The 23,264-nt window shown below is 61.2% G+C and carries 16 protein-coding genes and 1 pseudogene; 12 read left to right on the top strand and 5 right to left on the bottom strand.

All coding sequences use genetic code 11. The features are described 5' to 3' along the window. Positions 1-14: 14 nt before the first annotated feature. The 5 genes from CYJ07_RS05245 to CYJ07_RS05225 all read left to right on the top strand — a co-directional run bounded on the left by CYJ07_RS05245 (position 15) and on the right by CYJ07_RS05225 (position 6,613). On the top strand, positions 15-893 hold the full coding sequence (locus CYJ07_RS05245; RefSeq protein ID WP_104202622.1) for an aldose 1-epimerase: 879 nt from the start codon (positions 15-17) through the stop codon (positions 891-893). Between the two features lie 118 nt (positions 894-1,011). Further along, positions 1,012-2,334: a maltoporin gene (locus tag CYJ07_RS05240; protein ID WP_104202621.1), complete on the top strand. Its 1,323-nt coding sequence runs from the start codon at positions 1,012-1,014 to the stop codon at positions 2,332-2,334. Positions 2,335-2,413: 79 nt separating this feature from the next. After that, on the top strand, positions 2,414-3,820 hold the full coding sequence (locus CYJ07_RS05235; protein ID WP_104202620.1) for a sugar porter family MFS transporter: 1,407 nt from the start codon (positions 2,414-2,416) through the stop codon (positions 3,818-3,820). An 86-nt stretch (positions 3,821-3,906) separates the two neighbouring features. Then, complete coding sequence (locus tag CYJ07_RS05230; RefSeq protein WP_104202647.1) at positions 3,907-5,709, top strand: IlvD/Edd family dehydratase; 1,803 nt, start codon at positions 3,907-3,909, stop codon at positions 5,707-5,709. 19 nt (positions 5,710-5,728) lie between these two features. Further along, positions 5,729-6,613 carry an SMP-30/gluconolactonase/LRE family protein gene (locus CYJ07_RS05225; protein WP_104202619.1) on the top strand — a complete coding sequence of 295 codons (885 nt, stop codon included), beginning with the start codon at positions 5,729-5,731 and terminating at the stop codon, positions 6,611-6,613. On the opposite strand, the gene argE is transcribed toward CYJ07_RS05225, so the two are convergent. Next, complete coding sequence (argE, locus tag CYJ07_RS05220; protein ID WP_104202618.1) at positions 6,610-7,764, bottom strand: acetylornithine deacetylase; 1,155 nt, start codon at positions 7,762-7,764, stop codon at positions 6,610-6,612. The two genes, CYJ07_RS05225 and argE, sit on opposite strands and share 4 nt — an antisense overlap. A 474-nt stretch (positions 7,765-8,238) precedes the next feature. Here argE and katG point away from each other — a divergent pair, with 474 nt between their 5' ends. The 7 genes from katG (at position 8,239) to CYJ07_RS05185 (ending at position 20,935) form a co-directional block, all read left to right on the top strand. Continuing rightward, positions 8,239-10,464, top strand: a complete 2,226-nt coding sequence (katG, locus tag CYJ07_RS05215; RefSeq protein ID WP_104202617.1) for a catalase/peroxidase HPI — start codon at positions 8,239-8,241, stop codon at positions 10,462-10,464. A gap of 549 nt (positions 10,465-11,013) precedes the next feature. Continuing rightward, the gene (locus CYJ07_RS05210) at positions 11,014-12,024 is read left to right on the top strand and encodes a virulence RhuM family protein/type II toxin-antitoxin system death-on-curing family toxin (RefSeq protein ID WP_104202616.1); all 1,011 of its coding nucleotides are present in this window, start codon (positions 11,014-11,016) and stop codon (positions 12,022-12,024) included. 98 nt (positions 12,025-12,122) lie between these two features. Further along, on the top strand, positions 12,123-14,639 hold the full coding sequence (locus CYJ07_RS05205; RefSeq protein WP_104202615.1) for a type I restriction-modification system subunit M: 2,517 nt from the start codon (positions 12,123-12,125) through the stop codon (positions 14,637-14,639). Then, entirely contained in the window at positions 14,632-16,011 is a 1,380-nt protein-coding gene (locus CYJ07_RS05200; protein WP_104202614.1) for a restriction endonuclease subunit S, read from the top strand. Before CYJ07_RS05205 ends, CYJ07_RS05200 begins: the two co-directional genes overlap by 8 nt. After that, positions 16,008-16,907 (top strand): GIY-YIG nuclease family protein, encoded by a 900-nt coding sequence (locus tag CYJ07_RS05195; protein WP_104202613.1) that lies wholly within the window; start codon positions 16,008-16,010, stop codon positions 16,905-16,907. The genes CYJ07_RS05200 and CYJ07_RS05195 overlap by 4 nt, the downstream gene beginning before the upstream one ends. A gap of 175 nt (positions 16,908-17,082) precedes the next feature. After that, positions 17,083-20,217 (top strand): type I restriction endonuclease subunit R, encoded by a 3,135-nt coding sequence (locus CYJ07_RS05190; RefSeq protein WP_104202612.1) that lies wholly within the window; start codon positions 17,083-17,085, stop codon positions 20,215-20,217. Beyond that, entirely contained in the window at positions 20,207-20,935 is a 729-nt protein-coding gene (locus tag CYJ07_RS05185) for a M48 family metallopeptidase (protein WP_104202611.1), read from the top strand. Before CYJ07_RS05190 ends, CYJ07_RS05185 begins: the two co-directional genes overlap by 11 nt. 188 nt (positions 20,936-21,123) lie before the next feature. Here CYJ07_RS05185 and CYJ07_RS05180 read toward each other — a convergent pair whose 3' ends face one another. The 4 genes and pseudogenes from CYJ07_RS05180 to CYJ07_RS05165 all read right to left on the bottom strand — a co-directional run bounded on the left by CYJ07_RS05180 (position 21,124) and on the right by CYJ07_RS05165 (position 23,261). Beyond that, positions 21,124-21,378 (bottom strand): Txe/YoeB family addiction module toxin, encoded by a 255-nt coding sequence (locus CYJ07_RS05180; protein ID WP_104202610.1) that lies wholly within the window; start codon positions 21,376-21,378, stop codon positions 21,124-21,126. 112 nt (positions 21,379-21,490) lie between these two features. Beyond that, positions 21,491-21,580: pseudogene (locus tag CYJ07_RS20940) on the bottom strand (type II toxin-antitoxin system Phd/YefM family antitoxin); the annotation flags it as partial. Positions 21,581-21,683: 103 nt separating this feature from the next. Further along, positions 21,684-22,571, bottom strand: a complete 888-nt coding sequence (locus CYJ07_RS05170; protein ID WP_197038258.1) for an alpha/beta fold hydrolase — start codon at positions 22,569-22,571, stop codon at positions 21,684-21,686. Positions 22,572-22,892: 321 nt separating this feature from the next. Continuing rightward, positions 22,893-23,261 carry a YciI family protein gene (locus CYJ07_RS05165; protein WP_104202608.1) on the bottom strand — a complete coding sequence of 123 codons (369 nt, stop codon included), beginning with the start codon at positions 23,259-23,261 and terminating at the stop codon, positions 22,893-22,895. Positions 23,262-23,264: the final 3 nt, after the last annotated feature.

Below are 23,264 nucleotides of genomic sequence, written 5' to 3'. Positions count from 1 at the left end.
AACGGGAGCACGCCATGCTGATGACGCTCGACAACGCCACGCTGCGACTCATGGTGAACCCCGGGATCGGCGGCGCCGTGGTGCGCTTCGACAGATTGACCGGGCGCGGCCCCGAGCCGCTGATGCGCCCGGGAAGCGATAGCGAGCGCGACCCTAACCGGTTGGCCATGTACCCGCTGGTGCCGTGGTCGAATCGCATCGGCGGGGGCGGCTTCGCGTGGCGCGGGCGACACTATCCGCTCGTGAACAACCTGCCCGGCGAAGCCTTGCCGATTCACGGCGACGGCTGGCAGCGCGCCTGGCAAGTCGAGGCCCAGATCCCGCACGAACTGCGCCTCGCGCTTCGCTCACGCGAGCAGCCGCCGTTCAACTACCGGGCGGAGTTGGCCTATCGCCTGGAGGGCGATGTGCTCGAGGCGCGACTAGCGGTGACGCATCTGGGCGTGTCGCCCGCCCCCTATGGCCTGGGGCTGCACCCCTGGTTTCCGCGCACTGCCGACGTACGAGTCGACGCCGCCGCCGAGGGCGTGTGGGAGGTCGATGCCGACCAACTGCCCACCGCGTGGCGTCGGCTCGAGGCGCCCGATCATTGGAACTTCTCGCGCGGTACGAGCCTTCCGATCGGCAGGATCGACAACCTCTTTACCGGCTGGAGCGGTCGGGCCCTGCTGCGCTGGCCCGAGCGTGGCCTGGCGCTCGAGGTGAGCGCCGACACCTCGCGCTACCTGGTGTTTTCGCCGGGCGCGCAGGCCGACTTCTTCTGCTTCGAGCCGGTATCACATGACGTCGATGCCCATCACTTCGACGATCCGCAACGTCACGGCCTGGTGATCCTGGAGGAAGGGGAGCGCCACGAGATGCGCTGTCGCTTCCGCTGCATCGCCTGCCCGTAAACCCGCTTCATCTCACCAGGAGGTCCCTATACGCAGCACTGCCATCATTCGCCTGCAACCACTTAGTTCAAAGAAATTACCAACAATAGCGACAAACAAGATGATCAGGAGCACAACAATGAAAATGCCACGTCACGCCACGCGCACTCTTGCTCGCTTCGGGCTGGTCGGGTTCGGCTGCTTCGCCTTTGGCACGGCCCTGGCCCAGGAGGATTTCACGTCCGGCATCGACTTCACCGGCTATGCGCGATCCGGCATCGGCAACACGGCAAGCGGCGGCGACCAGGCCTGCTTCCGGGCCAATGGTGCGGGGGCCAAGTACCGTCTGGGCAACGAATGCGAGACTTATGCCGAGCTGGGCCTGGGGGCCACCCTCTACGAGGAGGGGAACAAATCGTTCTACTTCAACAGCATGGTGGGTTATTTCTCGAATCAGGTGAACGATTCCGAGGATACCGAGGTTTCCCTGCGCCAGTTGAACGTGCAGGGCCATAACGTGATCGATGCCTTGCCGGGGGCCACTCTCTGGGCCGGCAAGCGCTTCTACCGCCGCCATGACGTGCACATCAACGATTTCTTCTACTGGGATTCCACCGGGCCCGGCGCGGGCATCGAGGACATCGACTTGGGAACCGGCAAGCTGCACCTGGCGTGGATGCGCGCGACGAGTGTCGACGATACCGAATACCCCGACGCCGACAATCGCATCTCCAACGACACCCTGGATCTCCGCTGGTCCGATATTCCTGTCAATGCCGATGGCACCCTGGTAGTTGGCTACAACTACGGTCGCGCTCAGTTGAGCGAAGCCCAGGAGGCCTACTATGGCGACAGCGAGGCCGAAAGGGGTCACATGGTGACCGTCCAGCACCAGCAGAACAACTGGTTCGGCGGTACCAACAAGCTGGCGCTGCAGTACGCCACCGACGGCATCATCAATACCGGTACCGGTCAGGGACGCATGAACGCCGGGGTCTCTACGGACGTGCCCGGCGGCGAGATGTGGCGTGTCATCAACCACGGCAATGTCTGGCTCTCGCCCGACAAGCTCGATCTGCTGTATGCGGCCATCTTCGAGGAGAAGCGCTTCGATGACGACTCCGGAGCCACCTGGGCCTCCCTCGGTGTGCGTCCGACCTACTACTGGACGGACAACCTGAGCACCGCCCTGGAGCTCGGCCACGATTATGTCGATCCCGAGAATGGCGACGACAGCCGCCGCCTGACCAAGCTGACCCTGGCCCAGCAATGGGCCGCGGGGGTAGGCGGCTTCGCTCGCCCGGTCATTCGCGTCTTTGCCACCTATGCGGACTGGAACGGGGACGCCTTGCTGGCGGATCGCACCAGCCGCTCGATCGATGCGGGGGCGGCGGGTGAAGCCATCGACATCGACGACAACGACGGCCTGACCTTCGGCGTGCAGATGGACGTGTGGTGGTAAGTGGGTCGAGACAGCCTTCATCGCGGGGCTTCCTCGTGTTGGCGCCCGTGCAGGGCGCCCTTTTTCAGGAGTGAGGATCATGACGGAACCTAACGTCATCAGCCGTTCGGCCTATATCTTCATCATCTGCTGCATCGCCGCCATCGGCGGTTTCCTGTTCGGCTTCGACAGTGGCGTGATCAACGGCACGGTCGACGGACTGCAAACCGCGTTCGGCTCCGACAGCGTGGGGACCGGCTTCAACGTCGCCTCGATGCTGCTGGGCTGCGCGGTGGGCGCCTTCTTCGCCGGGCGACTGGCGGATCGCTTCGGTCGTCGCACGCTGCTGATCGTGGCGGCGATCTTCTTCTTGGTCAGCGCCTGGGGCTCGGGTATCGCCGGCGGCTCCCTGGAGTTCGTCATTTATCGTGTGCTGGGTGGCCTGGCGGTCGGGGCCGCCAGCGTGATGACGCCGGCCTACATCAGCGAAGTGGCGCCTTCCGCCTATCGCGGGCGGCTCGCCACGATCCAGCAGGTGGCTATCATCACAGGGCTGTTCATGGCCTTCCTCAGCAACTACGTGCTGGCGCACCTGTCCGGCTCGGCGGTGACCGAGCTGTGGTTGGGCTTCTCCACCTGGCGCTGGATGTTCTGGATCGAGCTGCTGCCTGCGGCCGTGTTCCTGGTGGCACTGCTGTTCATTCCCGAGAGTCCGCGCTACCTGATCAGCAGCGGACGGCAGGGCGATGCGCGACGCGTGCTGGGGCTGGTGATGCCTCAGCGCGAGGTGGGCGCCAAATTGGACGAGATCAACGCCACCCTGGCAAGCGACCATCGCCCGCAGCTGCGCGATGTGCTCGATCGGGCCAGCGGCAAGGTACACGGCATCGTCTGGGTCGGTATCGGCCTGGCGATCTTCCAGCAGCTGGTGGGTATCAACGTGGTGTTCTACTACGGCGCCGTGCTGTGGCAGTCGGTGGGATTCTCCGAGGGCGATGCGTTGCTGATCAACGTCATCTCGGGGGCGGTCAGTATCGGCGCCTGCCTGGTCGCCGTTGCCGTCATCGACCAGATCGGGCGCAAGCCGCTGCTGTGGGTCGGTTCGGTGGGTATGGCCGTGACCCTGATCTGCATGGCCTATGCCTTCTCCACGGCCTCGATGGTGGGAGATAGCCTGCGGCTCAGCGACGACATGGGCACGTTCGCGCTGCTTGCCGCCAATGCCTACGTCTTCTTCTTCAACGTCTCCTGGGGGCCGGTGATGTGGGTGATGCTCGGCGAGATGTTTCCCAACCAGATGCGCGGTTCGGGGCTGGCCATCGCCGGGCTGTGCCAGTGGCTGGCCAATTTCGGCATCACCATGACCTTTCCCATGCTGCTGGCGTCCATCGGCCTGGCCGGGGCGTATGGCCTCTATGCGCTATGTGCCGTGATCTCGGTGGCCTTCGTGCTGCGCTTCGTCAAGGAGACGCGGGGCAAGGAGCTCGAGGAGATGGCCTATGAATGACGCTGCGGGCCAATGTCGTGTATCACTGTCAGCACGGCAGACGACAGCCAAGCCCAAAGACCGCCGACCCGCATGAGGATCGCGACATGACCAACCGCAGGATCACGCCCGACCAGCTCCGTTCGCGCTGGTGGTTCGACAACCCCGACCATCCGGGTACCACGGCGCTGTGTATCGAGCGCTACATGAACTACGGCATCACTCTGGAGGAGCTCACCAGCGGCAAACCGATCATCGGCATCTGCCAGTCGGGTTCGGACCTGACGCCGTGCAACCGCCACCACATCGAGCTGGTCAAGCGCGTCAAGGACGGCATCCGCGCCGCCGGCGGCGTGCCGTTCGAGTTTCCGCTGCATCCCATCCACGAGAATGCGCGCCGGCCCACCGCCGCGCTCGATCGCAACCTGGCCTACCTGGGCCTGGTCGAGGTGCTGCACGGTTACCCGCTCGACGGCGTAGTGCTCACCACCGGCTGCGACAAGACCACCCCGGCGAGCCTGATGGCCGCCGCCACGGTCAACATTCCCGCCATCGTGCTCTCGGGCGGGCCGATGCTCAACGGCTGGCGTGGCAGCAACGAGCGAGTCGGCTCCGGCACCATCGTCTGGGAACTGCGCAAGCGGCTCGCCGCCGGCGACATCGACTACGCCGAGTTCCTTTCACGGGCCAGCGACTCGGCCCCCTCGGTGGGCCACTGCAACACCATGGGTACCGCCTCGACCATGAACTCCCTGGCCGAGGCGCTGGGCATGAGCCTGCCCGGCTCTGCGATGATTCCAGCGCCCTACAAGGAGCGCTCGATGGTGGCCTACGATACGGGCACTCGCATCGTCGACATGGTGTGGGAGGATCTGCGGCCCTGCGACATTCTCGTCCGCGAGGCGTTCGAGAACGCCATCGTGGTGTGCTCAGCGCTGGGCGGCTCGTCCAATGCGCCGATCCATATCAATGCCATCGCCCGTCACGCCGGGATCGAGATCACCAACGACGACTGGCAGGCGCTGGGTCATGCCATTCCACTGCTGGCCAACGTGATGCCCGCTGGGGCCTATCTCTCCGAAGAGTTTCACCGTGCCGGCGGCGTGCCGGCGGTGGCGTGCGAACTGCTCGGCGCCGGCAAGCTCCACGGCGAGGCGCTCACCGTCAACGGTCGCACCTTTGCCGACAACGTGCGGGGCTGCGAGACCCGCGATCCCGAGGTGATTCGCCGCTACGACAATCCGCTCGTCGAGCAGGCCGGCTTCCTCAATCTCAAGGGCAATCTGTTCGACTCGGCGCTGATGAAGACCAGCGTGATCTCCGCCGACTTCCGTTCGCGATACCTCTCCGATCCGCAGGATCCCGACGCCTTCGAGGGCAAGGTGGTGGTATTCGACGGGTCGGAGGACTACCACGCGCGTATCGACGATCCCGCGCTAGGCATCGACGAGGATACGATTCTGGTGATGCGCGGTGCCGGTCCGGTGGGGCATCCCGGTGGCGCCGAGGTGGTCAACATGCAGCCGCCCGAGGCGTTGATCAAACGCGGCATCGAGTCGCTGCCGTGTCTTGGCGACGGCCGTCAGTCGGGCACCTCCGGCTCGCCCTCGATCCTCAACGCCGCCCCCGAGGCGGCTACCGGTGGTGGGCTGGCGCTGCTCGAGAATGGCGACCGGCTGCGCGTCGACCTGAAGCGCGGCGAGGTGCGCCTGCTGATCGAGGATGCCGAACTCGCGGCGCGACGCGAGCGGCTGGAGCGGCAGGGTGGCTACCGTTACCCCGCACATCAGACGCCGTGGCAAGAGATCCAGCGCAGCCTGGTCGACCAGCACGACCAGGGCATGGTGCTCCGGCCGGCGCCCAAGTATCGTGACGTTGCCCGCCGGAGCCCGCCGCGGGATAACCATTGAGATGAAACGGAGGCAAGGAATGCAGCACGACGGAGTCGAGGTGGCGGTCGAACTCGACATGAGCCTGGGCGAGAGCCCGGTGTGGTCGGTGGCGCGTCAGACGCTCTATTGGGCCGATATCAACAAAGGCCATGTCTACGCCTGGCGTCCCCGGGATGGCGGTGCGCCGACACGTATTGAACTGGGTGAGAAGGTGGGCTGCGTGGCGCTCACCGACGTGGGCCTGGTGGTGGCCGCGGCGTCGGGCATCGTGCGCCTGCCCGAGAGCGGCGAGCCCGAACGCCTGGCCGCCAACGCCGAATGGCAGGCGGGGCAGGGCAACCGCTTCAACGACGGACGCTGCGACGCCGCCGGACGGCTGTGGGTGGGCACAATTGCCGCCGACGAGTCGAGCCCCACGGCGGCGCTCTACTGCCTCGACCGGGGCGAGTTCACGCGACGACTCACGGACATCGGTATCTCCAACGGGCTCGCCTTCAGTCCCGACCGCCGCTGGCTCTACCACACCGACTCGCTGACCCGCCGCATCCTGCGCTATTCCTTCGATGTCGACAGCGGTGCGTTGGGGGAAGGCGAAACCTGGGTCGACCTGGAGGCGCTGGGGCTGCCCGGCGTGCCCGACGGCGCGGCGGTGGACAGCGAAGGGTGCTACTGGAGCGCGCTCTACGACGGCGGCCGCGTCGTGCGCTTCTCGCCCGAGGGCGAGCTGGTGGCGGAGCACGAGGTACCGTGCCCGCACCCGACCATGGTGGCGTTCGGCGGAGCCGACCTGCGCACGCTCTACATCACCACTGCGACCCAGCATCTCGACGCCGAAGGCAAGGCGCGCTGGCCCTTGGCCGGTAGCCTGCTGCAGATGCGGACCGGCGTCGCGGGGCTCGCCGAGCCTGACTTTAGCGGCTAACGGCTAGCCAGCCGGCGCCCCAAGACCTGCATGAAGCGGGTGCCGGCCGCGAGCTGTTCGATCTCGATGTATTCGTCCGGCTGATGCGCCTGGCGGATGCTGCCGGGGCCGCAGATCACGGTGGGCAGCCCTACGCGCTGGAACTGCCCGGCCTCGGTGGCATAGGCCACCGCGCCGCTGGGCTGCTCGCCGAGGAGTTCGCGACACAGGGCGAGCACCTCGGTATTGTTGTCATCGGCCAGCGCCGGCACGGTAACGTTGAGTGCCTCGGTGACGATGCCGGCCTCGGGAGCGCGGCGCTGCATCTCGGCTTCGAGCTCGGCGGCGTAGTCGTTCACCCGGCCGAGCAGATCCTCGAAGCGATCCTTGGGCAGGTGGCGTATCTCCCACTCGAAGGTGCATTCGCGTGCCATGATGTTGATGGCGGTGCCGCCGGCGATCTTGCCCACGTGCAGGCTCGAGTGGGCGACATTGAAGGCCTCGTCGATGCGACCCTCGGCACGCAGCTCGGCCATCACGTCCTCGATCTTCGTCACTAGCCGCGCGGCCACGTGGATGGCCGAGACGCCCTGGTCGATCTGGCTGGAGTGGGAGGCGCGGCCGGTCACGGTGGTGCGCAGGTTGGTGGCACCCTTGTGCGCGACCACCGGCTGCATCAGGGTCGGCTCGCCGACGATCACCGCGGCGGGCCGGGGGTGATCGGCCATTAGCCGGTCGATCATGCGCGGCGCACCGAGACAGCCGATCTCCTCGTCGTAGGAGAGTGCCAGGGTGATCGGTGCGCGCAGGTCCCGCTTCGTCCAGTCGGGCACCTCGGCCAGGGCACAGGCGATGAAACCTTTCATGTCGCAGGTGCCGCGTCCGTAGAGCTTGCCGTCCCCCTTGTCGACCAGCGCGAACGGATCGGTACTCCACGGCTGGCCGGTCACCGGCACCACGTCGGTGTGGCCCGACAACACCACGCCGCCTTCCACCTCGGGGCCGATGCGGGCCAACAGGTTGGTTCGGCCGCCATCGTCGCTTTCGATGCGCCAATGCTCGACGCCAAGCTCGTCGAGGTAGGCCTCGACGAAGCCGATCAGCTCCAGGTTCGATTCACGGGAGACGGTGGGAAAGCCCACCAGGCGTTCGAGCAGCTCGGCCGCGGTCATGGCGCACTCCTGAAATCAGCGTTGCCGACAGCCTAACACGCTCGACGCACGGAGGCAGGCCGGTAGCCCAGGCCGTCGGCTTTTGTCCATCACATTGGCGGTGCAGGCATTGGCCGAGATGCGCCAGGGAATGCCGGGATATCTAGTGCGCAAAATAAAAGAGCGACAAATGTTGGTAATAAATCATATTGCACGCCTTGGTCACTGCAAGAAAGCCAACAGACCGCTGTGTTCCGATTGGGCCAGCCCGCAATGGACCCATTGCATGGAAAAATTAGATAGGTGTTTTCAATTGAATTTGACTATCGATCCTGTTGTTTAAACCAAATCCAAACGAAACGGCAAAGCTGATATACCTATTGTCACAAAAGGGAGGCCGGCGAGGCTTGAGCGAGTCATTGCCGTCAAGGAACGACCCTTTGTTAAAGGCTGAATCATTGCACAGCCATAGAAAAATGATAGGTGGAGAACGGTATGGATCAGAAGGTGAGTAGTTCCGCAGGCAAGTGCCCGGTAATGCATGGGTCTCGCACCAAGCAAGGCGATACCGGCAACTCCATCCACGATTGGTGGCCCAATCAGCTCAATCTCGGAATCCTTCACCAGCACGCTCCGAAATCCAACCCGTTGGGCGAGGATTTTGACTACGCCGAAGCGTTCAAGTCGCTTGACCTGGCGGCCGTCAAGAAAGACCTCGAAGCGCTGATGACCAACTCCCAGGAGTGGTGGCCGGCCGATTACAGCCACTACGGCCCGCTCTTCATCCGCATGGCGTGGCACAGTGCCGGCAGCTACCGCGTGGGGGATGGCCGTGGCGGCGCCGGTACCGGAACGCAGCGCTTCGCCCCGCTCAACAGCTGGCCCGATAACGGCAACCTGGACAAGGCGCGCCGGCTGCTGTGGCCGATCAAGCGCAAGTACGGCAACAAGCTCTCCTGGGCCGACTTGTACATCCTGACCGGCAACGTCGCTCTGGAATCCATGGGCTTCAAGACCTTCGGCTTCGCCGGCGGACGCGAAGATGTCTATCAGCCCGAGGAAGACATCTACTGGGGCGCCGAGGACGAGTGGTTGGCGACCAGCGACCACGCCAGCAGCCGCTATTCCGGCGAGCGCGACCTCGAGAATCCGCTGGCCGCGGTACAGATGGGTCTCATCTACGTGAACCCGGAAGGCCCGGACGGCAATCCCGACCCCCTCGCCTCGGCCAGGGATATCCGCGACACCTTCGCCCGCATGGCGATGAATGACTACGAGACGGTGGCGCTGACCGCCGGCGGGCATACCTTCGGCAAGACCCACGGCGCCGGCGATCCGATCAACGTGGGACCCGAGCCGGAAGCCGCGTCGATCGAGGAGATGGGCTTCGGCTGGCAAAGCCGCTACAAGAGCGGCAAGGGCCGCGACACCATCACCAGCGGCCTCGAGGGGGCCTGGACCCCGACGCCTACCCAGTGGGACATGAGCTACTTTGACGTGCTGTTCGGCTACGAGTGGGAGCTGACCACCAGCCCGGCCGGTGCCAAGCAGTGGGTGCCCAAGAACCTCGCCGAGCAGGACATGGCGCCGGATGCCGAAGACCCGAACAAGCGCGTGGGTATCATGATGTCCACCGCCGACATGGCCATGCGCGAGGATCCGGAGTACCGCAGGATCTCCGAGCATTTCCACAAGAACCCGGATGAGTTCGCCGATGCCTTCGCCCGCGCCTGGTTCAAACTGACCCACCGTGACATGGGCCCGAAGGCACGCTACCTCGGCCCGGAAGTACCCGTCGAGGAACTGATCTGGCAGGATCCGGTGCCCCCCGTGGACCACGAGTTTGTCGACGCGCAGGATATCGCCGACCTCAAGGACAAGATCCTGTCGTCCGGCCTGACCGTCGCCGAACTGGTCTACACCGCCTGGTCGTCCGCCTCGACCTTCCGTGGTTCCGACATGCGTGGCGGCGCCAACGGTGCACGCCTCCGCCTGGCCCCGCAGAATAACTGGGAGGTCAACCAGCCCGAGCAATTGGCCAAGGTGCTGCAGACGCTGGAGAGCATCCAGGGCGACTTCAACGCCACCCAGGCCGGCAACAAGCGCGTCTCGCTGGCCGACTTGATCGTGCTAGGCGGTGTCGCCGCCATCGAGAGGGCGGCCAAGGAAGCCGGCCATGCCATCGCCGTGCCGTTCGCCCCGGGCCGTACCGATGCAAGCGACGCGCAGACCGACGCCGACTCCTTCGAGTGGCTGCGCCCCGAGGCCGACGGCTTCCGCAATTATCGTCGGGCTCGCTTCACCGTCTCCGACGAGGAGATGCTGGTCGACAAGGCTCAACTGCTGGGGCTCAGTGCGCCAGAGATGACCGTGCTGGTCGGCGGCATGCGGGTGCTCGAGGCCAACTACGGCCACTCTCGCCATGGCGTCTTCACCGACCGCCCCGGCCAGCTGACCAACGATTTCTTCGTCAACCTGGTCGACATGGGTACTCAGTGGCAGCCGGCCTCGGCGGAGGCCGACGTGTTCGAGGGTCGCGACCGCAAGACTGGCGAAGTGAAGTGGACCGGCACCCGAGTCGACCTGGTGTTCGGCTCCAACTCGCAGCTGCGGGCGATCGCCGAGGTCTACGCCCAGGACGACGCCAAGGAGAAGTTCGTCAACGACTTTGTCGCCGCCTGGAACAAGGTGATGAACGCGGATCGCTTCGATTTGGCATGATCTGGGTCAAGCGTAGTAAAAAGGCGCCCCGACAGCGGGGCGCTTTTTTTGCCGCGCTAACATGGTTAATTTATTGATTTACTTAGATTATCGGGTGTGGGGTGTGTGCTCGAAAACCACTTCGATGAAGTGCTCGCTGGCGTATCCATGGCGTCGACATGTCACCACGACATGTTTATGGAACGCGATTTTTTCGACACGTCCCGAGGACATGTCGATGCGGTAAACATGTCCCTCTGACATGTTTAAAGAATTCGCTTTCTGGTCCATGTGGCCTGGGCGGCGCTGAAACAGGCTGGGTAGCTGCTGCCCAACCAGGAGAGATCCGCGCCGGGCGCGAGAAGCTCGTGCGCCCCAAGCTGGTCTCACTGACGATCGAGGATAGCAACGAGATCTTGTCTGGGACGAGGACGGGCGTCATGGGCGCTTGGCGACCCGAGGCGACACCGCGTAGCATTATGGCACGATTCATCCGCGGCCGTTGGTCGTCTGTATCATAAGAGCCTTGAGCCTCCGGTTCAGAGAGGCGGCAGTGACAGGGACAACGACATGAATACACATAGCCCGGGCCTCCTGGTCATCTACCAGGATGGCAATCACTCCGTGGAGGTGAAGCTCGACACCGAACGGGATACCGTCTGGTTGAGCCAGCGACAGATGGCAGAGGTCTTCGACACTTCAACCGATAACATCAGCCTGCACCTGAAGAATATCTATGCTGATGCGGAACTGAACGAATCGGCAACTACCGAGGAATCCTCGGTAGTTCGCCAAGAGGGACGTCGCCAGGTGACGCGGCGCGTCAGGCACTATAACCTTGATGCCGTAATTTCCGTGGGTTATCGCGTCAATTCGCAGCGGGCGGTGCAGTTCCGCCAATGGGCCACACGGGTTCTGCGTGAGCATCTCACTCAGGGCTGGACGCTGAGTCGCCAGCGCTTCGAGGAGAACGCTCGCGAGCTGGAGGCAGCCATGGCTCTGGTGCGCAAGACGGCCGGCAGCCCAGCGCTGGATACCGATAGCGGCCGCGGACTCGTCGATATCGTTACCCGCTATGCCCAGACTTTCCTTTTGCTCCAGCGTTACGACGAGGGCCTGCTGACCGAGCCCCGGTCTCAGGCCGGCGGCCTGCTGCCAACACCGGAAGAAGCCCGCACGGCGCTTGCTTCGCTCAAGGCTGAGCTGATGGCGCGAGGGGAGGCGACCGAGCTGTTCGCTCGCGAGCGTGGCGATGGCCTTGACGCGCTGCTGGGCAATCTCGACCAGACGATCTTCGGCGAACCGGCCTACCCATCGGTGGAGGCCAAGGCGGCGCATCTGCTTTATTTCGTGGTCAAGAACCACCCGTTCGCCGATGGCAACAAGCGAAGTGCCGCCTACCTTTTCGTCGACTTCCTCTATCGTAATAACCGATTGCTTAACGAGCATGGCGAGGTGGTGGTGAACGACGTAGGCCTGGCGGCGCTGACGCTACTGATCGCCGAGTCCGATCCGGCCAATAAGGAGACCATGATCCGGCTGATCATGAATATGCTGGCCCGCACAGTCGATGGTAGTTAGCGATGACCGACGCGAAGGGTACGGACAAGATATTATCACCACGGTGCACGGTACAAGCCTGAAAACGGCAAGCACTGTATCAGCGTTTAGGAATATCAATGGCACTGAAGAAATCCCAGCTTTACAGCTCTCTCTGGCAGTCATGCGATGAACTTCGTGGTGGCATGGACGCTTCCCAGTACAAGGATTATGTACTGACCCTGCTGTTCATGAAGTATGTCAGTGACAAGAAGGACTCTCTGATTGAAGTGCCCGAGGGCGGTAGCTTTGCCGACATGGTTGCCCTGAAAGGCGACAAGGAGATCGGCGACAAGATCAACATGATCATTCGCCGGCTGGCCGAGGCCAATGACCTCAAGGGCGTCATCGATCAGGCCGACTTCAACGATGAGACCCGGCTTGGCTCCGGCAAGGACATGCAGGATCGACTCTCCAAGCTGGTAGCGATTTTCGATCAGCTCGATCTAGGCGCCAACCGGGCCGATGGCGACGACCTTTTGGGTGACGCCTACGAATACCTGATGCGTCACTTCGCCACCGAGTCGGGCAAGAGCAAGGGGCAGTTCTACACGCCGGGAGAGGTCTCGCGGGTGATCGCCCAGGTGGTGGGTATCGGGCCGAGCACCCGCCCTGACGAAACCATCTATGATCCGACCTGCGGTTCCGGCTCGCTACTGCTGCGCGCCGCCTATGAGGCGCCCGATGGCATGAGCATCTACGGCCAGGAGAATGACATTGCCACCTGGGCGTTGGCAAAGATGAACATGATCCTCCACGACTATCCCACCGCTGAGATATGGCGTGGCAATACACTGTCTAGCCCCTATTTCAAAAATAATGCAGGCCCTCAGCCCAAATCTTTTTTTCGGGATGGAGAAGGAAACCCCATTGGAGGAGGGGCTGACAATTACGGGGGGCTCAAGACCTTCGACTATGCCGTTGCCAATCCACCGTTTTCTGCCAAGTCCTGGAGCAACGGTCTGGACCCCGAACATGACGAGTTCGGTCGCTTCGAGTACGGTATCCCTCCGGCCAAGAATGGCGACTACGCTTTCCTGCTCCACATGATCAAGTCGCTGAAGTCCACCGGCAAAGGGGCCATCATCCTCCCCCACGGCGTGCTGTTCCGCGGTAACAAAGAGGCGGACATTCGCCGCAACCTCGTTAAGCGGGGCCTGATCAAGGGCGTTATCGGCCTGCCGGCCAACCTCTTCTACGGTACCGGTATTCCGGCCTGCATACTGATTATCGACAAGGAGCATGCACAGGCACGTCGTGGAATCTTCATGGTGGATGCCAGCCGCGAGTACGTGAAGGACGGCAACAAGAACCGCCTGCGCTCGCGTGATATCCACAAGATCGTCGATGTGTTCAACCACCAGAAGGAAGTGCCTGGCTATTCTCGCCTGGTATCGCTGAACGAGATCGCCTCTGAGTCCAATGGCTACAACCTCAATATCCCGCGCTATATCGATGCCGGCGAGCGCGAGGATCTGCATGACCTGGACGCGCATCTCAACGGCGGCATTCCGCAGCGCGATGTGGATGCCCTTCAGCCCTATTGGTCCGTGCTGCCTGATTTACGCGAGGCACTGTTCCAGGATAGTGGGCGGCCAGGTTACCTGGAAGCAAAGGTCGAGACACAGCAAGTCAAGCCCACGGTGCTGACTCACCCCGATTTCCAGGCCTTCGCTGGACGCGTAAATTTAATCATCGAGAGTTGGCAGTCGGCCCACTGGTCACTACTGATGGGGTTAACTGCTGGCATTCAGCCCCGTCAGGTGATTCATGAACTCTCCGAGGACCTGCTCGAGCGCTTCGCCTCGGTGCCCCTGCTGGACCGCTACGCCGTCTACCAGCGTCTGATGGACTACTGGGCCGGCGTCATGCAGGACGATGTTTATCTCATCGCTGCCGAAGGGTGGCAGGAAGCGGCCAGGCCTCGTGGCGTGATCGAGAACAAGGAACGCAAGATCAAGGAAGAGCCGGACCTGGTGATCGGCAATGGCAAGAAGGCCAGGAAATACAAGCTTGACCTGGTCCCGCCAACGTTGGTGATCGCCCGCTATTTCGCCGAAGAACAGGCGCAACTGGAACGGCTACAGGCCGAGTCTGAGGCTGCCACCCGCGAGTTGGAGGAATTCATTGAGGAGCAAGATGGCGAGGAAGACCCGCTCAGCGAGGTCAAGAACGACAAAGGCAAGGTCACCAAGACCGAGATTCCCAAACGTCTCAAGGCCCTCAAGGGGGAGCCCGACAGCGATGAAGAGATCGTAGTCCTCCGGCGCTGCCAGAAACTCCTGGACGCCGAGGCCAGCGCCAAGAAGGCGGCCAAGGACGCCGAGGCCGAACTCAACCAGGCCGTACTGGCCCGTTACGGTGAGCTGACCGAGTACGAGATCAAGTGGCTTGTCGTGGATGATAAGTGGCTGGCCGACATCCGCGCCGCCATCGAAGCCGAGGTGGAACGTATCACCAACCGTCTCGCCGGCCGCGTACGCGAACTGGAGGAACGTTACGCCGAACCGTTGCCTTCCATTGAACGTGAGGTGGAAGCGCTGACCCGCAAGGTCACGGGTCACCTTGAGACAATGGGGGTGTGTGCCGATGTCTGAGCATAGCGAGGCCATGGAAGACTTCGCCGTGCGTGAAGCCCCTCAGGGCTATCTACCGGTGGTTGCCCCGGCGGCACAGGACGATGTGCCGCCGGGGTACAAGCGGACCGAGGTAGGAGTGATTCCGAAGGATTGGAGTGTTACCAAGCTAGACCAATTGGCCAAATTCAGGACTGGGCCATTCGGTACTGCATTACATAAGTCGGACTATATTGAAGGTGGAGTACCTCTTATAAATCCGATGCATATCACCGATGGCCAACTTTTACCTGACCCGAAAACGTCCATTTCGGAAGAAGCAGCTCGTCGACTGGCTTCCTATCGTATGAGGCCTGACGATATCGTGATTGGACGGCGCGGCGATATGGGGCGCTGTGCAGTGGTTCATGAGGACCAGGCCGGCTGGCTATGTGGAACTGGATCTCTGATTATTCGTTGCTCAGATAGGGCAAATTCAGTTTTCATTCAGCGGATTCTTACAACCAAACGTGTAATTGATGCTATTGAAGATGGCTCTGTCGGATCAACTATGACGAACCTCAACCAAGGTGCACTTTCTCGGTTGCAGATTCAGCTCCCATCTCTTTCAGAAAGGCATGCCATCGCCACCGCCTTGTCAGATGTCGACGCGCTGATCGATTCCCTCGACCTCTTGATCGCCAAGAAGCGCGCTATCAAGCAGGCTGCTATGCAGCAACTCCTTACCGGCCAGGCCCGCCTGCCGGGCTTTACCGGAGACTGGGAGAGTAAGCGGCTGGGGGATCATGTGATGTTCCTAAAAACGGGTGCGAATTCTCGGGCGGAACTAAGTCAAGGCGCGGGTGTTGCCTACCTTCACTATGGTGATATCCATGGACTTTCCGCTCCAGGCTTGGGCACTGGCATTGCCGACCTGCCAAGAATATCAAAGAATAAGGTGAGCCGATTGGACCGTCTGCAAGTCGGCGATCTTATTCTTGTTGATGCATCGGAAGACCTAGACGGGGTCGGGAAGTCTGTTGAAATTAGACAGGTTCCCGCAGAAGGGATCGTGGCCGGACTGCATACGGTGGCCGCGAGGTTTAACAAGGATGTCCTGGCAGATGGGTTCAAGGGCTATCTTCAGTTCTGTCCAGCCTTCTCGAAAATGCTAAAACGCTTGGCTGCCGGCACCAAGGTACTTGCTACAAACAGGAAGCATATTGCTGAGATCGAAATCTCTTTGCCTCCAACTGACGAACAAGTTGCCATTGCCAATGCCCTCTCCGATATGGACGCCGAGATTGAGGCCCTGGAGCGCCGTCGTGATAAGGCTCGCCAGATCAAGCAGGGCATGATGCAGCAGCTTCTTACCGGACGGGTGCGGCTGGTGCGGCCGGAGGCCGCCTTATGATGCAATCGCAAGCCCGTCCCACTTCCATTCGTATCTTTCTCGCCGATGGCGTACCGGAGGGACTGCGGATCGTCGAGAAATCCAACTGGACCGGTCGTGCCGTAGTGGCCGGGCGGGCGCAGCTGAGTCAAGCCTTGTCGCGGGATGAGCTGGGGCAGCCCGGGGTTTATGTACTGACGGGCCCGGCAGAAGAGGGGACATCGCGTCTTTATGTGGGCGAGGCGGACGTCCTTCGCGATCGATTGCGCCAACATGTGGCGGGCAAAGACTTCTGGACCCGCTTCGTCGCCTTCACCAGCACCAATGAGGGATTGAACAAGGCACATGTACGGTATCTTGAGGCTCGCCTGTTGGAACTGGCGAAGGCGGCCAATCAGTGGAGCCTCGAGAATGGTACTAGCCCGGCATCACCGCCCTTATCGGAACCGGACAGAGCCGATGCTGAGTGGTTTCTACAGGAGATGTTGGTGATTTTTCCTCTGTTGGGAATCGATGCCTTTGAGGCCGCAGCTGGGCAGGCCCGGGAAGGAGCAGTGGGAGAGGCGCTTCTGGATGAAACCCTCTATCTGGAAGAGCGCGGCGCGAAGGCTACCGGGCGTGAAGTGGGCGATGGTTTCGTCGTGTTCGAGGGTTCCCGTGCGCGTGCCACGGAAGTCGCCTCCATCCACGACTATATGCATGATCTGCGTGTGCAGCTTCTTGAGCGCCAAGTGCTTCGCGTGGATGGTGATGCGCTGGTATTCACGCAGGACTACCGTTTCAACTCGCCTTCTACCGCGGCTGGCGTACTGGTCGGTGGGGCAGCGAACGGACGGATTGCCTGGAAGGACGAGGCAGGTCGCACGCTGAAGGCCTTGCAGAATGCCCGTGCTCAATCAGTAGGAGGTGACGGGTAATAATCACTATTGCCATTAATTGAACTGAAACTGCAGTCCTTAAGCATTAGACAGATGGGTCGATAAAGGGACTAGATTCAGCGTTGCGCTATTTCCCGTGCTGGCGCTGCGAGAACACCGCCACTGCTTTGGCGAGCCGGGCGAAGATACAATAATGAAGGGGAAGGAGAGGGGAATGACGAAGGTCGGGGAGCGCGAACGTCTTAGCCAGCAGCAGGTCGTGAATTTTTTCCAGCGGAGCCTGGGCTACCGCTACCTGGGCGACTGGAAAGATCGCGGAGGCAACCGATGCGTGGAAGAGGATCTGCTGCGTGACTGGCTATCCCGCCGTGGTTACGATGACAATCTGATCGGCAAGGCGCTGCGCGAACTCGACTTGGCGGCGGCGGTAAGCGGCAGCAAAACGCTGTATGACGCCAACCGGGCCGTCTACGGTCTGCTGCGCTACGGGGTTAAGGTCAAACCGACTGTGGATATGCAGTCGGTGACTATCTGGTTGATCGACTGGGCACATCCGGAGCATAACGACTTTGCCGTGGCAGAGGAGGTCACGGTGGCCGGAGCGAACACCAAGCGCCCGGATATAGTGCTCTACGTGAATGGCATCGCCTTGGGCGTGCTGGAACTCAAGCGCTCCACTGTCTCGGTGGCCCAGGGCATCCGTCAGAACCTGGACAACCAGAAGCGAGAGTTCATCCGCCCTTTTTTCGCCACCAACCAACTGGTGATGGCAGGCAACCCTAGTGAAGGGTTGCGCTACGGCGTGATCGAAACGCCGGAGAAGTATTGGCTCGAATGGCAAGAGCAGACTCCGGATTGGACCCCTCAAACTCCCGTTGATCCGAAATTTCTTGCCCCCTGGGACGATGGTTCCGGTTCGAAGCTGACTTACCAGCTTGGCTGGGTATGCGCAAAGCCGCGTTTGCTGGAAATGATCCATGATTTCATTGTCTTCGATGCCGGCATCAAAAAGGCCTGTCGCCACAACCAGTATTTCGGCGTGCGGGCAGCGCAGAAGCACATTCATCGACGCGAGGGCGGTATTCTCTGGCACACCCAGGGCAGCGGTAAGTCGTTGTCCATGGTGTGGCTAGCCAAGTGGATCCGCGAGAATGTCCGTGATGCCCGGGTACTGGTGATTACCGACCGCACCGAGTTGGATGAGCAAATAGAGAAGGTGTTCAAGGGTGTGGACGAGCACATACACCGCACTCGCAGCGGCGCCGATCTGATCCGTGTGCTGGGCAGCGGCGAGGAGTGGCTGATCGGTTCGCTGATCCATAAGTTCGGTACCGCCGAGGAAGGCGACGTGGCGGGTTTTGTTCAGGATATTCACCGTCATCTGCCTAAGGGCTTTCGGGTCCAGGGTAATCTGTTTGTGTTCGTTGACGAGTGCCACCGGACCCAGTCCGGCAAGCTGCACGAAGCGATGAAGGCGATACTGCCCGAGTCGGTGCTGATCGGCTTTACCGGCACGCCACTGCTGAAGAAGGACAAGCGCAAGAGCATCGAGGTCTTCGGCCGCTATATCCATACCTATAAGTATGACGAGGCGGTGGAAGACAAGGTGGTGCTGGACCTGCGCTACGAGGCACGGGACATCGACCAGCACCTGACCAATCAGAAGCGGATCGACGAGTGGTTCGAGCTCAAGACGAAGGGGCTCAATGACTACGCCCGGGCCCAGCTCAAGAAGCGCTGGGGCACGCTGCAGAAGGTGCTCAGCTCGCGTGATCGCCTGGAGAAGATCGTCGCCGACATCCTCTGGGATATGGCGACCCGGGATCGGCTGATGAGCGGCCACGGCAATGCCATGCTGGTGGCGGGTAGCATCTACTCGGCTTGCCGGTTGTTCGAGATGTTCCAGCAGACCGAGCTGAAGGGGAAATGCGCCATTGTGACCTCTTATGTGCCATCCACTGCGGATATCAAGGGGGAAGCCACTGAGGGTGAGACTGAGAAGCTGCACCAGTACGAAATCTACCGGCAGATGCTGGCCCAACACTTCGATGAGCCGGCAGAGACGGCGGTCACCAAGGTGGAAAAGTTCGAGCAGCAAGTGAAGAAGCGCTTCATCGATGAGCCAGGGCAGATGAAGCTGCTGATCGTGGTCGACAAGCTTCTGACCGGTTTTGACGCTCCACCGGCTACCTACCTCTACATCGACAAGAAGATGCAGGACCATGCCCTGTTTCAGGCCATTTGTCGCGTCAATCGGCTACATACCGAGGACAAGGAGGTAGGCTATGTCATCGACTACAAGGATCTGTTCAAGTCGCTGGAGCAGTCGATCCAGGACTATACCGGTGGGGCTTTCGAAGCCTTCGATACCGAAGACGTCGAGGGGCTGCTAGAAGACCGGCTGACCAAGGCTCGTGAACGTCTGGAAGAGACGCGCGAGGCGGTCAAGGCCCTATGCGAGGGCGTGGAGCGCCCTCAGGATAGCGCGGCCTACCGGCGTTACTTCGTTGGATCCAGCGATGCCCCTGAGGTGCAAAAGGACAACGAACCCAGGCGTATGGCGCTGTATAAACAGGTGGGCGCCTTACTGCGTGCATACGCCAATCTGGCCAACGAGATGATTCAAGCGGGATATACCGAAGCAGAGGTTGTCCGTATCCGGGATGAAGTGGTTCATTTCGAGAAGGTGCGCGAAGAGGTGAAGTTGGCCAGCGGCGACTATATCGACATGAAGCTCTATGAGCCGGCGATGCGCCACCTGCTGGATACCTACATACGTGCCGATGATGCCGAAAAGCTCTCCGCCTTCGACGACATGACTTTGGTCGAGCTGATCATCGAGCGGGGCGAGGATGCGGTCAAGGCATTGCCGGATGCCATGGCAGATGACAAGGAAGCCATGGCTGAGACCATCGAGAACAATGTCCGGCGGCTGATCATCGATGAGATGGCGGTCAATCCGAAGTACTATGAGTACATGTCCGAACTGCTGGATGCGCTGATCAAGCAACGCCGTCAGGAGGCTATCGAGTATCAGGAATATCTCGCGAAGATCGTGGCGCTTGCCCGTCAGGCAGGACGCCAGGAGCCGGTAGCAAGCTACCCAGCAGGTATTGATACACCAGCGTTGCAATCCCTGTACGACAACCTGGGCCAGGACACGATGCTCGCGATTCGTCTGGATGAGCGGATTTGTGCGGTCAAGAAGGCTGACTGGCGCAATAACACGTTCAAGGAGCGTGAGGTGCGAAACGCCATACGGGCCGTACTGGAAAGCGAAGTCCGTGCGTCAGGTGCCCACGATGTAGATGCGGTGCTGGAACTGGTGAAGGCCCAGCATGGGTATTGAGCGTCACTGGATCGAAGTCAGCGGCATCCCGGTGGAGATCCACCGCAAGGCGATCAAGAACCTGCATGTGGGGGTCTATCCCCCCGATGGCCGAGTGCGGGTCGCGGCGCCCGAGCGACTGGACGATGACGCCGTGCGGCTGGCCCTCGTCTCCCGACTATCCTGGATTCGCCGTCAGCAGCAGGCCTTCAACGACCAGCCGCGTGAGTCGCAGCGTGAAATGGTCTCCGGCGAAAGCCACTATTTTCGGGGGCGACGCTATCGACTCGATGTGATCGAGGCGCCGGGGCGGGCAGAGGTGCATCAGACTCGCAATGGCTGGTTGGAGTTACAGGTTTCCCCGGGTACCGGTATCGAGGGCCGCCGTTGTGTGCTAGAGCGCTGGTACCGGCAACAAATGCGGCAGCTTCTGCCTGAGCTACTCGCTACCTGGGAGCCGGTGGTCGGCGAGCGGGTGGCCGAGTGCCGTATCAAGCGGATGAAGACCCGCTGGGGTAGCTGCAATATCGAGGCCCGACGGATCTGGCTAAACCTCGAACTGATCAAGAAACCACCGCGCTGCCTGGAATATATCCTGGTGCACGAGATGGTGCATTTGCTGGAGCGTCACCATACGGAGCGATTCCGGTCTCTGATCGACCGGTTGCTACCCGATTGGCGTGTGCGTCGGGATGAACTCAACAGTGCTCCGCTGGCTCATGATGATTGGGACTATTAACATTGAGCGCCTGCATGCTTTTCATACACTCACCAACTTCGCCCGACAGGCGCCATTTCCACCTGGACAACCTTGATCTGTAGAGGCATGCGTTAGCGCATCTCCTGAATATCTCGGATTACCCCGACTTTCCGGCCCTGGCGGAGCCGAGAGGATGCCTGGTCACCTCAAGCGTCGGAATACTGAGGTCAGTAGTGATACCGCAGCTGCGCAATCAACAGCGCATCCTCTGTGACTTTGTAGACGATACGGTGCTCGTCGTTGATGCGACGTGACCAGTACCCTGCCAGGCCGTGCTTGAGCGGTTCCGGCTTACCGATTCCCTCGAAGGGCGCGCGCTGGATCTCCTTGATGAGCTGGTTGATGCGGCGAAGCACTTTCTTGTCGCTCTTCTGCCAGTAGAGGTATTCCTCCCAGGTGTGCTCGGAGAAGGTCAGTCTCATTCCTCGATGAGCTCCCGCTCCTGGCCCTTGTCATCCTCCAACTGAGCGATGGTTTGAGCAGGCGCCGCGCATTTTTCTGTGAGCACAGCAGGTAGGCAGTTTCCTGAAGGGCTTCGTAGTCCTCCAGCGACATCATCACTACGGAGTCGGCCTTGCTGCGAGTAATGATCATCGGGGCATGATCATCGCAGACCTGCTGCATGGTCTTGGCCAGGTGGATGCGAGCGGTGGTATAGCTGATGGCTTCCATTTTACTTTTTCCTAAAGGGAAAAGTGGCGCCAGGCGTTACCTGGCGCTCCAACTGTCATGGCGGCGTACCGATCATCCGTTCCAGCTCTCGGTTGAAGGCATCTGGATTGGCCATGTGTAGGAAGTGGTCGGTGCCTTCCATGATCACGGCGTCGAATTCGGGCAGCAACTGCCGGTTGGCTTCGATGTCGGTCGGCCACAGGTCGGCGTTGATGGTGACTACCGGCACGGTCAGTTCTTGGAAGTGCTGCGCCGCTTCCCCATCGATGTGGCGTGTTCCCATGTCCTGGAATGCACTGAGGGCGACGTCTGGTACAGCGGCTGCCATGTCCTGTATGACCCAATCGCGTAGCGTGGCATCGGTCTCTTCGACGAACATCGTAGCCGTGAAATGGTGTGCGGCATCGGTAAAATTTTCCTGCATTGGTGCCAGCATTTGCTCGAGATCGGACTGGGTCATTTGCGGTGCGACATGGTGGAAGGTATCGACGCCCACGATGCCGATGACGCGTTCCGGCATCAGGCGCGCCGCTTCCACGGCGACCGACCCACCCATGGAGTGCCCGATGAGGATGGCCTGTTCCACTTCCAGGTCCTCCAGCACCGCCTTCACGTCCTCGCCGAAGGCCGGCATGGTGAAGTCTTCGCGCTCCAGGCCGGAATGTCCGTGACCGGCGAGATCGATCGTTACCACCCGATGCTGCTGCGAGAAGTGCGGCACCTGTCCGCGCCAGTAGCGCCCGTCGCAGCTCCAGCCGTGGATGAACACGAGCGTGGGCTCGCCGTTGCCTTGCACCTCATAGGCAATCGGAACACCGTCTGCCGACTCGGTCATGCGCGGCCAGTTCACTTCGGCTGCGAATGCCTGACCCGCCAGCCCCAACAGCCCCAACAGCAGTGTCAGGCCCAGGTAACGCATGCCGTGCAATGCAAAAGCCTGCATGACGCCTCCCTTCAAAGACTCTTGAATCATGCAGAATAGCTGAGGCAGATCGCCTATCGACGTCTTTCGGGCTGCTAGACACTCACCAACCACGCCCGGCTGGTGCCGTTGCCCAGCGGCTCGACCAGGATCTGTACCGGAATTCTTTCGCACATTTCTTGCATCAAAGTTTATTGTCGACCTCCAGAGCGCAACGGGCTTGGCGAAATTTGTTTGCCCTGTCACCGTAACAAAGCCCTCTGACCACCATGTTGGCTGAACGGCGGGAAGCGTAGAGCCGATGCTGGTGGCCGTCGAGATAGGGGAGGGAGGATACCCCGCTCAGTAGCGGCTTTCGGGTCTCAATTCCTCCTCGACGGGCCTCACCTCGATGGTGCCAAGTCGCGCTGACGGCCAGCCGGCAGCAATCTTCAGGGCCTCCTCTTCTGACGCGACCTCGATCAGAAAGAAGCCGCCTAGCTGCTCCTTGGTCTCGGCAAAGGGCCCATCGGTCATGGTGAGTTCGTCATCACGAATTCTCAGAGTGTGAGCCTTGGTGGCGCTCTGCAAGGCGTTGGTCAGGACCAGCTTGCCTCGTCTCTGCAGGTCGGCCACATAATCCAGGGTTTCCTGTAGTAGCTCATGCCACTGGGCTTCCGTCATTTCGCTGAATATTCGCTCTTCCTCATAGGCGAGACAGAGGTACTTCATGGA

The sequence above is a fragment of the Billgrantia saliphila genome (assembly GCF_002930105.1).
Lineage (GTDB): Bacteria > Pseudomonadota > Gammaproteobacteria > Pseudomonadales > Halomonadaceae > Halomonas > Halomonas saliphila.
This window is presented reverse-complemented; position numbering and strand designations above follow the sequence as displayed.

Bases quoted from the DNA above. Each gene is read 5' to 3' on its own strand.
- CYJ07_RS05245 (WP_104202622.1), top strand. From the start codon at position 15: ATGCTGATGACGCTCGACAACGCCACGCTGCGACTCATGGTGAACCCC.
- CYJ07_RS05240 (WP_104202621.1), top strand. From the start codon at position 1,012: ATGAAAATGCCACGTCACGCCACGCGCACTCTTGCTCGCTTCGGGCTG.
- CYJ07_RS05235 (WP_104202620.1), top strand. From the start codon at position 2,414: ATGACGGAACCTAACGTCATCAGCCGTTCGGCCTATATCTTCATCATC.
- CYJ07_RS05230 (WP_104202647.1), top strand. From the start codon at position 3,907: ATGACCAACCGCAGGATCACGCCCGACCAGCTCCGTTCGCGCTGGTGG.
- CYJ07_RS05225 (WP_104202619.1), top strand. From the start codon at position 5,729: ATGCAGCACGACGGAGTCGAGGTGGCGGTCGAACTCGACATGAGCCTG.
- argE (WP_104202618.1), bottom strand. From the start codon at position 7,764: ATGACCGCGGCCGAGCTGCTCGAACGCCTGGTGGGCTTTCCCACCGTC.
- katG (WP_104202617.1), top strand. From the start codon at position 8,239: ATGGATCAGAAGGTGAGTAGTTCCGCAGGCAAGTGCCCGGTAATGCAT.
- CYJ07_RS05210 (WP_104202616.1), top strand. From the start codon at position 11,014: ATGAATACACATAGCCCGGGCCTCCTGGTCATCTACCAGGATGGCAAT.
- CYJ07_RS05205 (WP_104202615.1), top strand. From the start codon at position 12,123: ATGGCACTGAAGAAATCCCAGCTTTACAGCTCTCTCTGGCAGTCATGC.
- CYJ07_RS05200 (WP_104202614.1), top strand. From the start codon at position 14,632: ATGTCTGAGCATAGCGAGGCCATGGAAGACTTCGCCGTGCGTGAAGCC.
- CYJ07_RS05195 (WP_104202613.1), top strand. From the start codon at position 16,008: ATGATGCAATCGCAAGCCCGTCCCACTTCCATTCGTATCTTTCTCGCC.
- CYJ07_RS05190 (WP_104202612.1), top strand. From the start codon at position 17,083: ATGACGAAGGTCGGGGAGCGCGAACGTCTTAGCCAGCAGCAGGTCGTG.
- CYJ07_RS05185 (WP_104202611.1), top strand. From the start codon at position 20,207: ATGGGTATTGAGCGTCACTGGATCGAAGTCAGCGGCATCCCGGTGGAG.
- CYJ07_RS05180 (WP_104202610.1), bottom strand. From the start codon at position 21,378: ATGAGACTGACCTTCTCCGAGCACACCTGGGAGGAATACCTCTACTGG.
- CYJ07_RS05170 (WP_197038258.1), bottom strand. From the start codon at position 22,571: ATGCAGGCTTTTGCATTGCACGGCATGCGTTACCTGGGCCTGACACTG.
- CYJ07_RS05165 (WP_104202608.1), bottom strand. From the start codon at position 23,261: ATGAAGTACCTCTGTCTCGCCTATGAGGAAGAGCGAATATTCAGCGAA.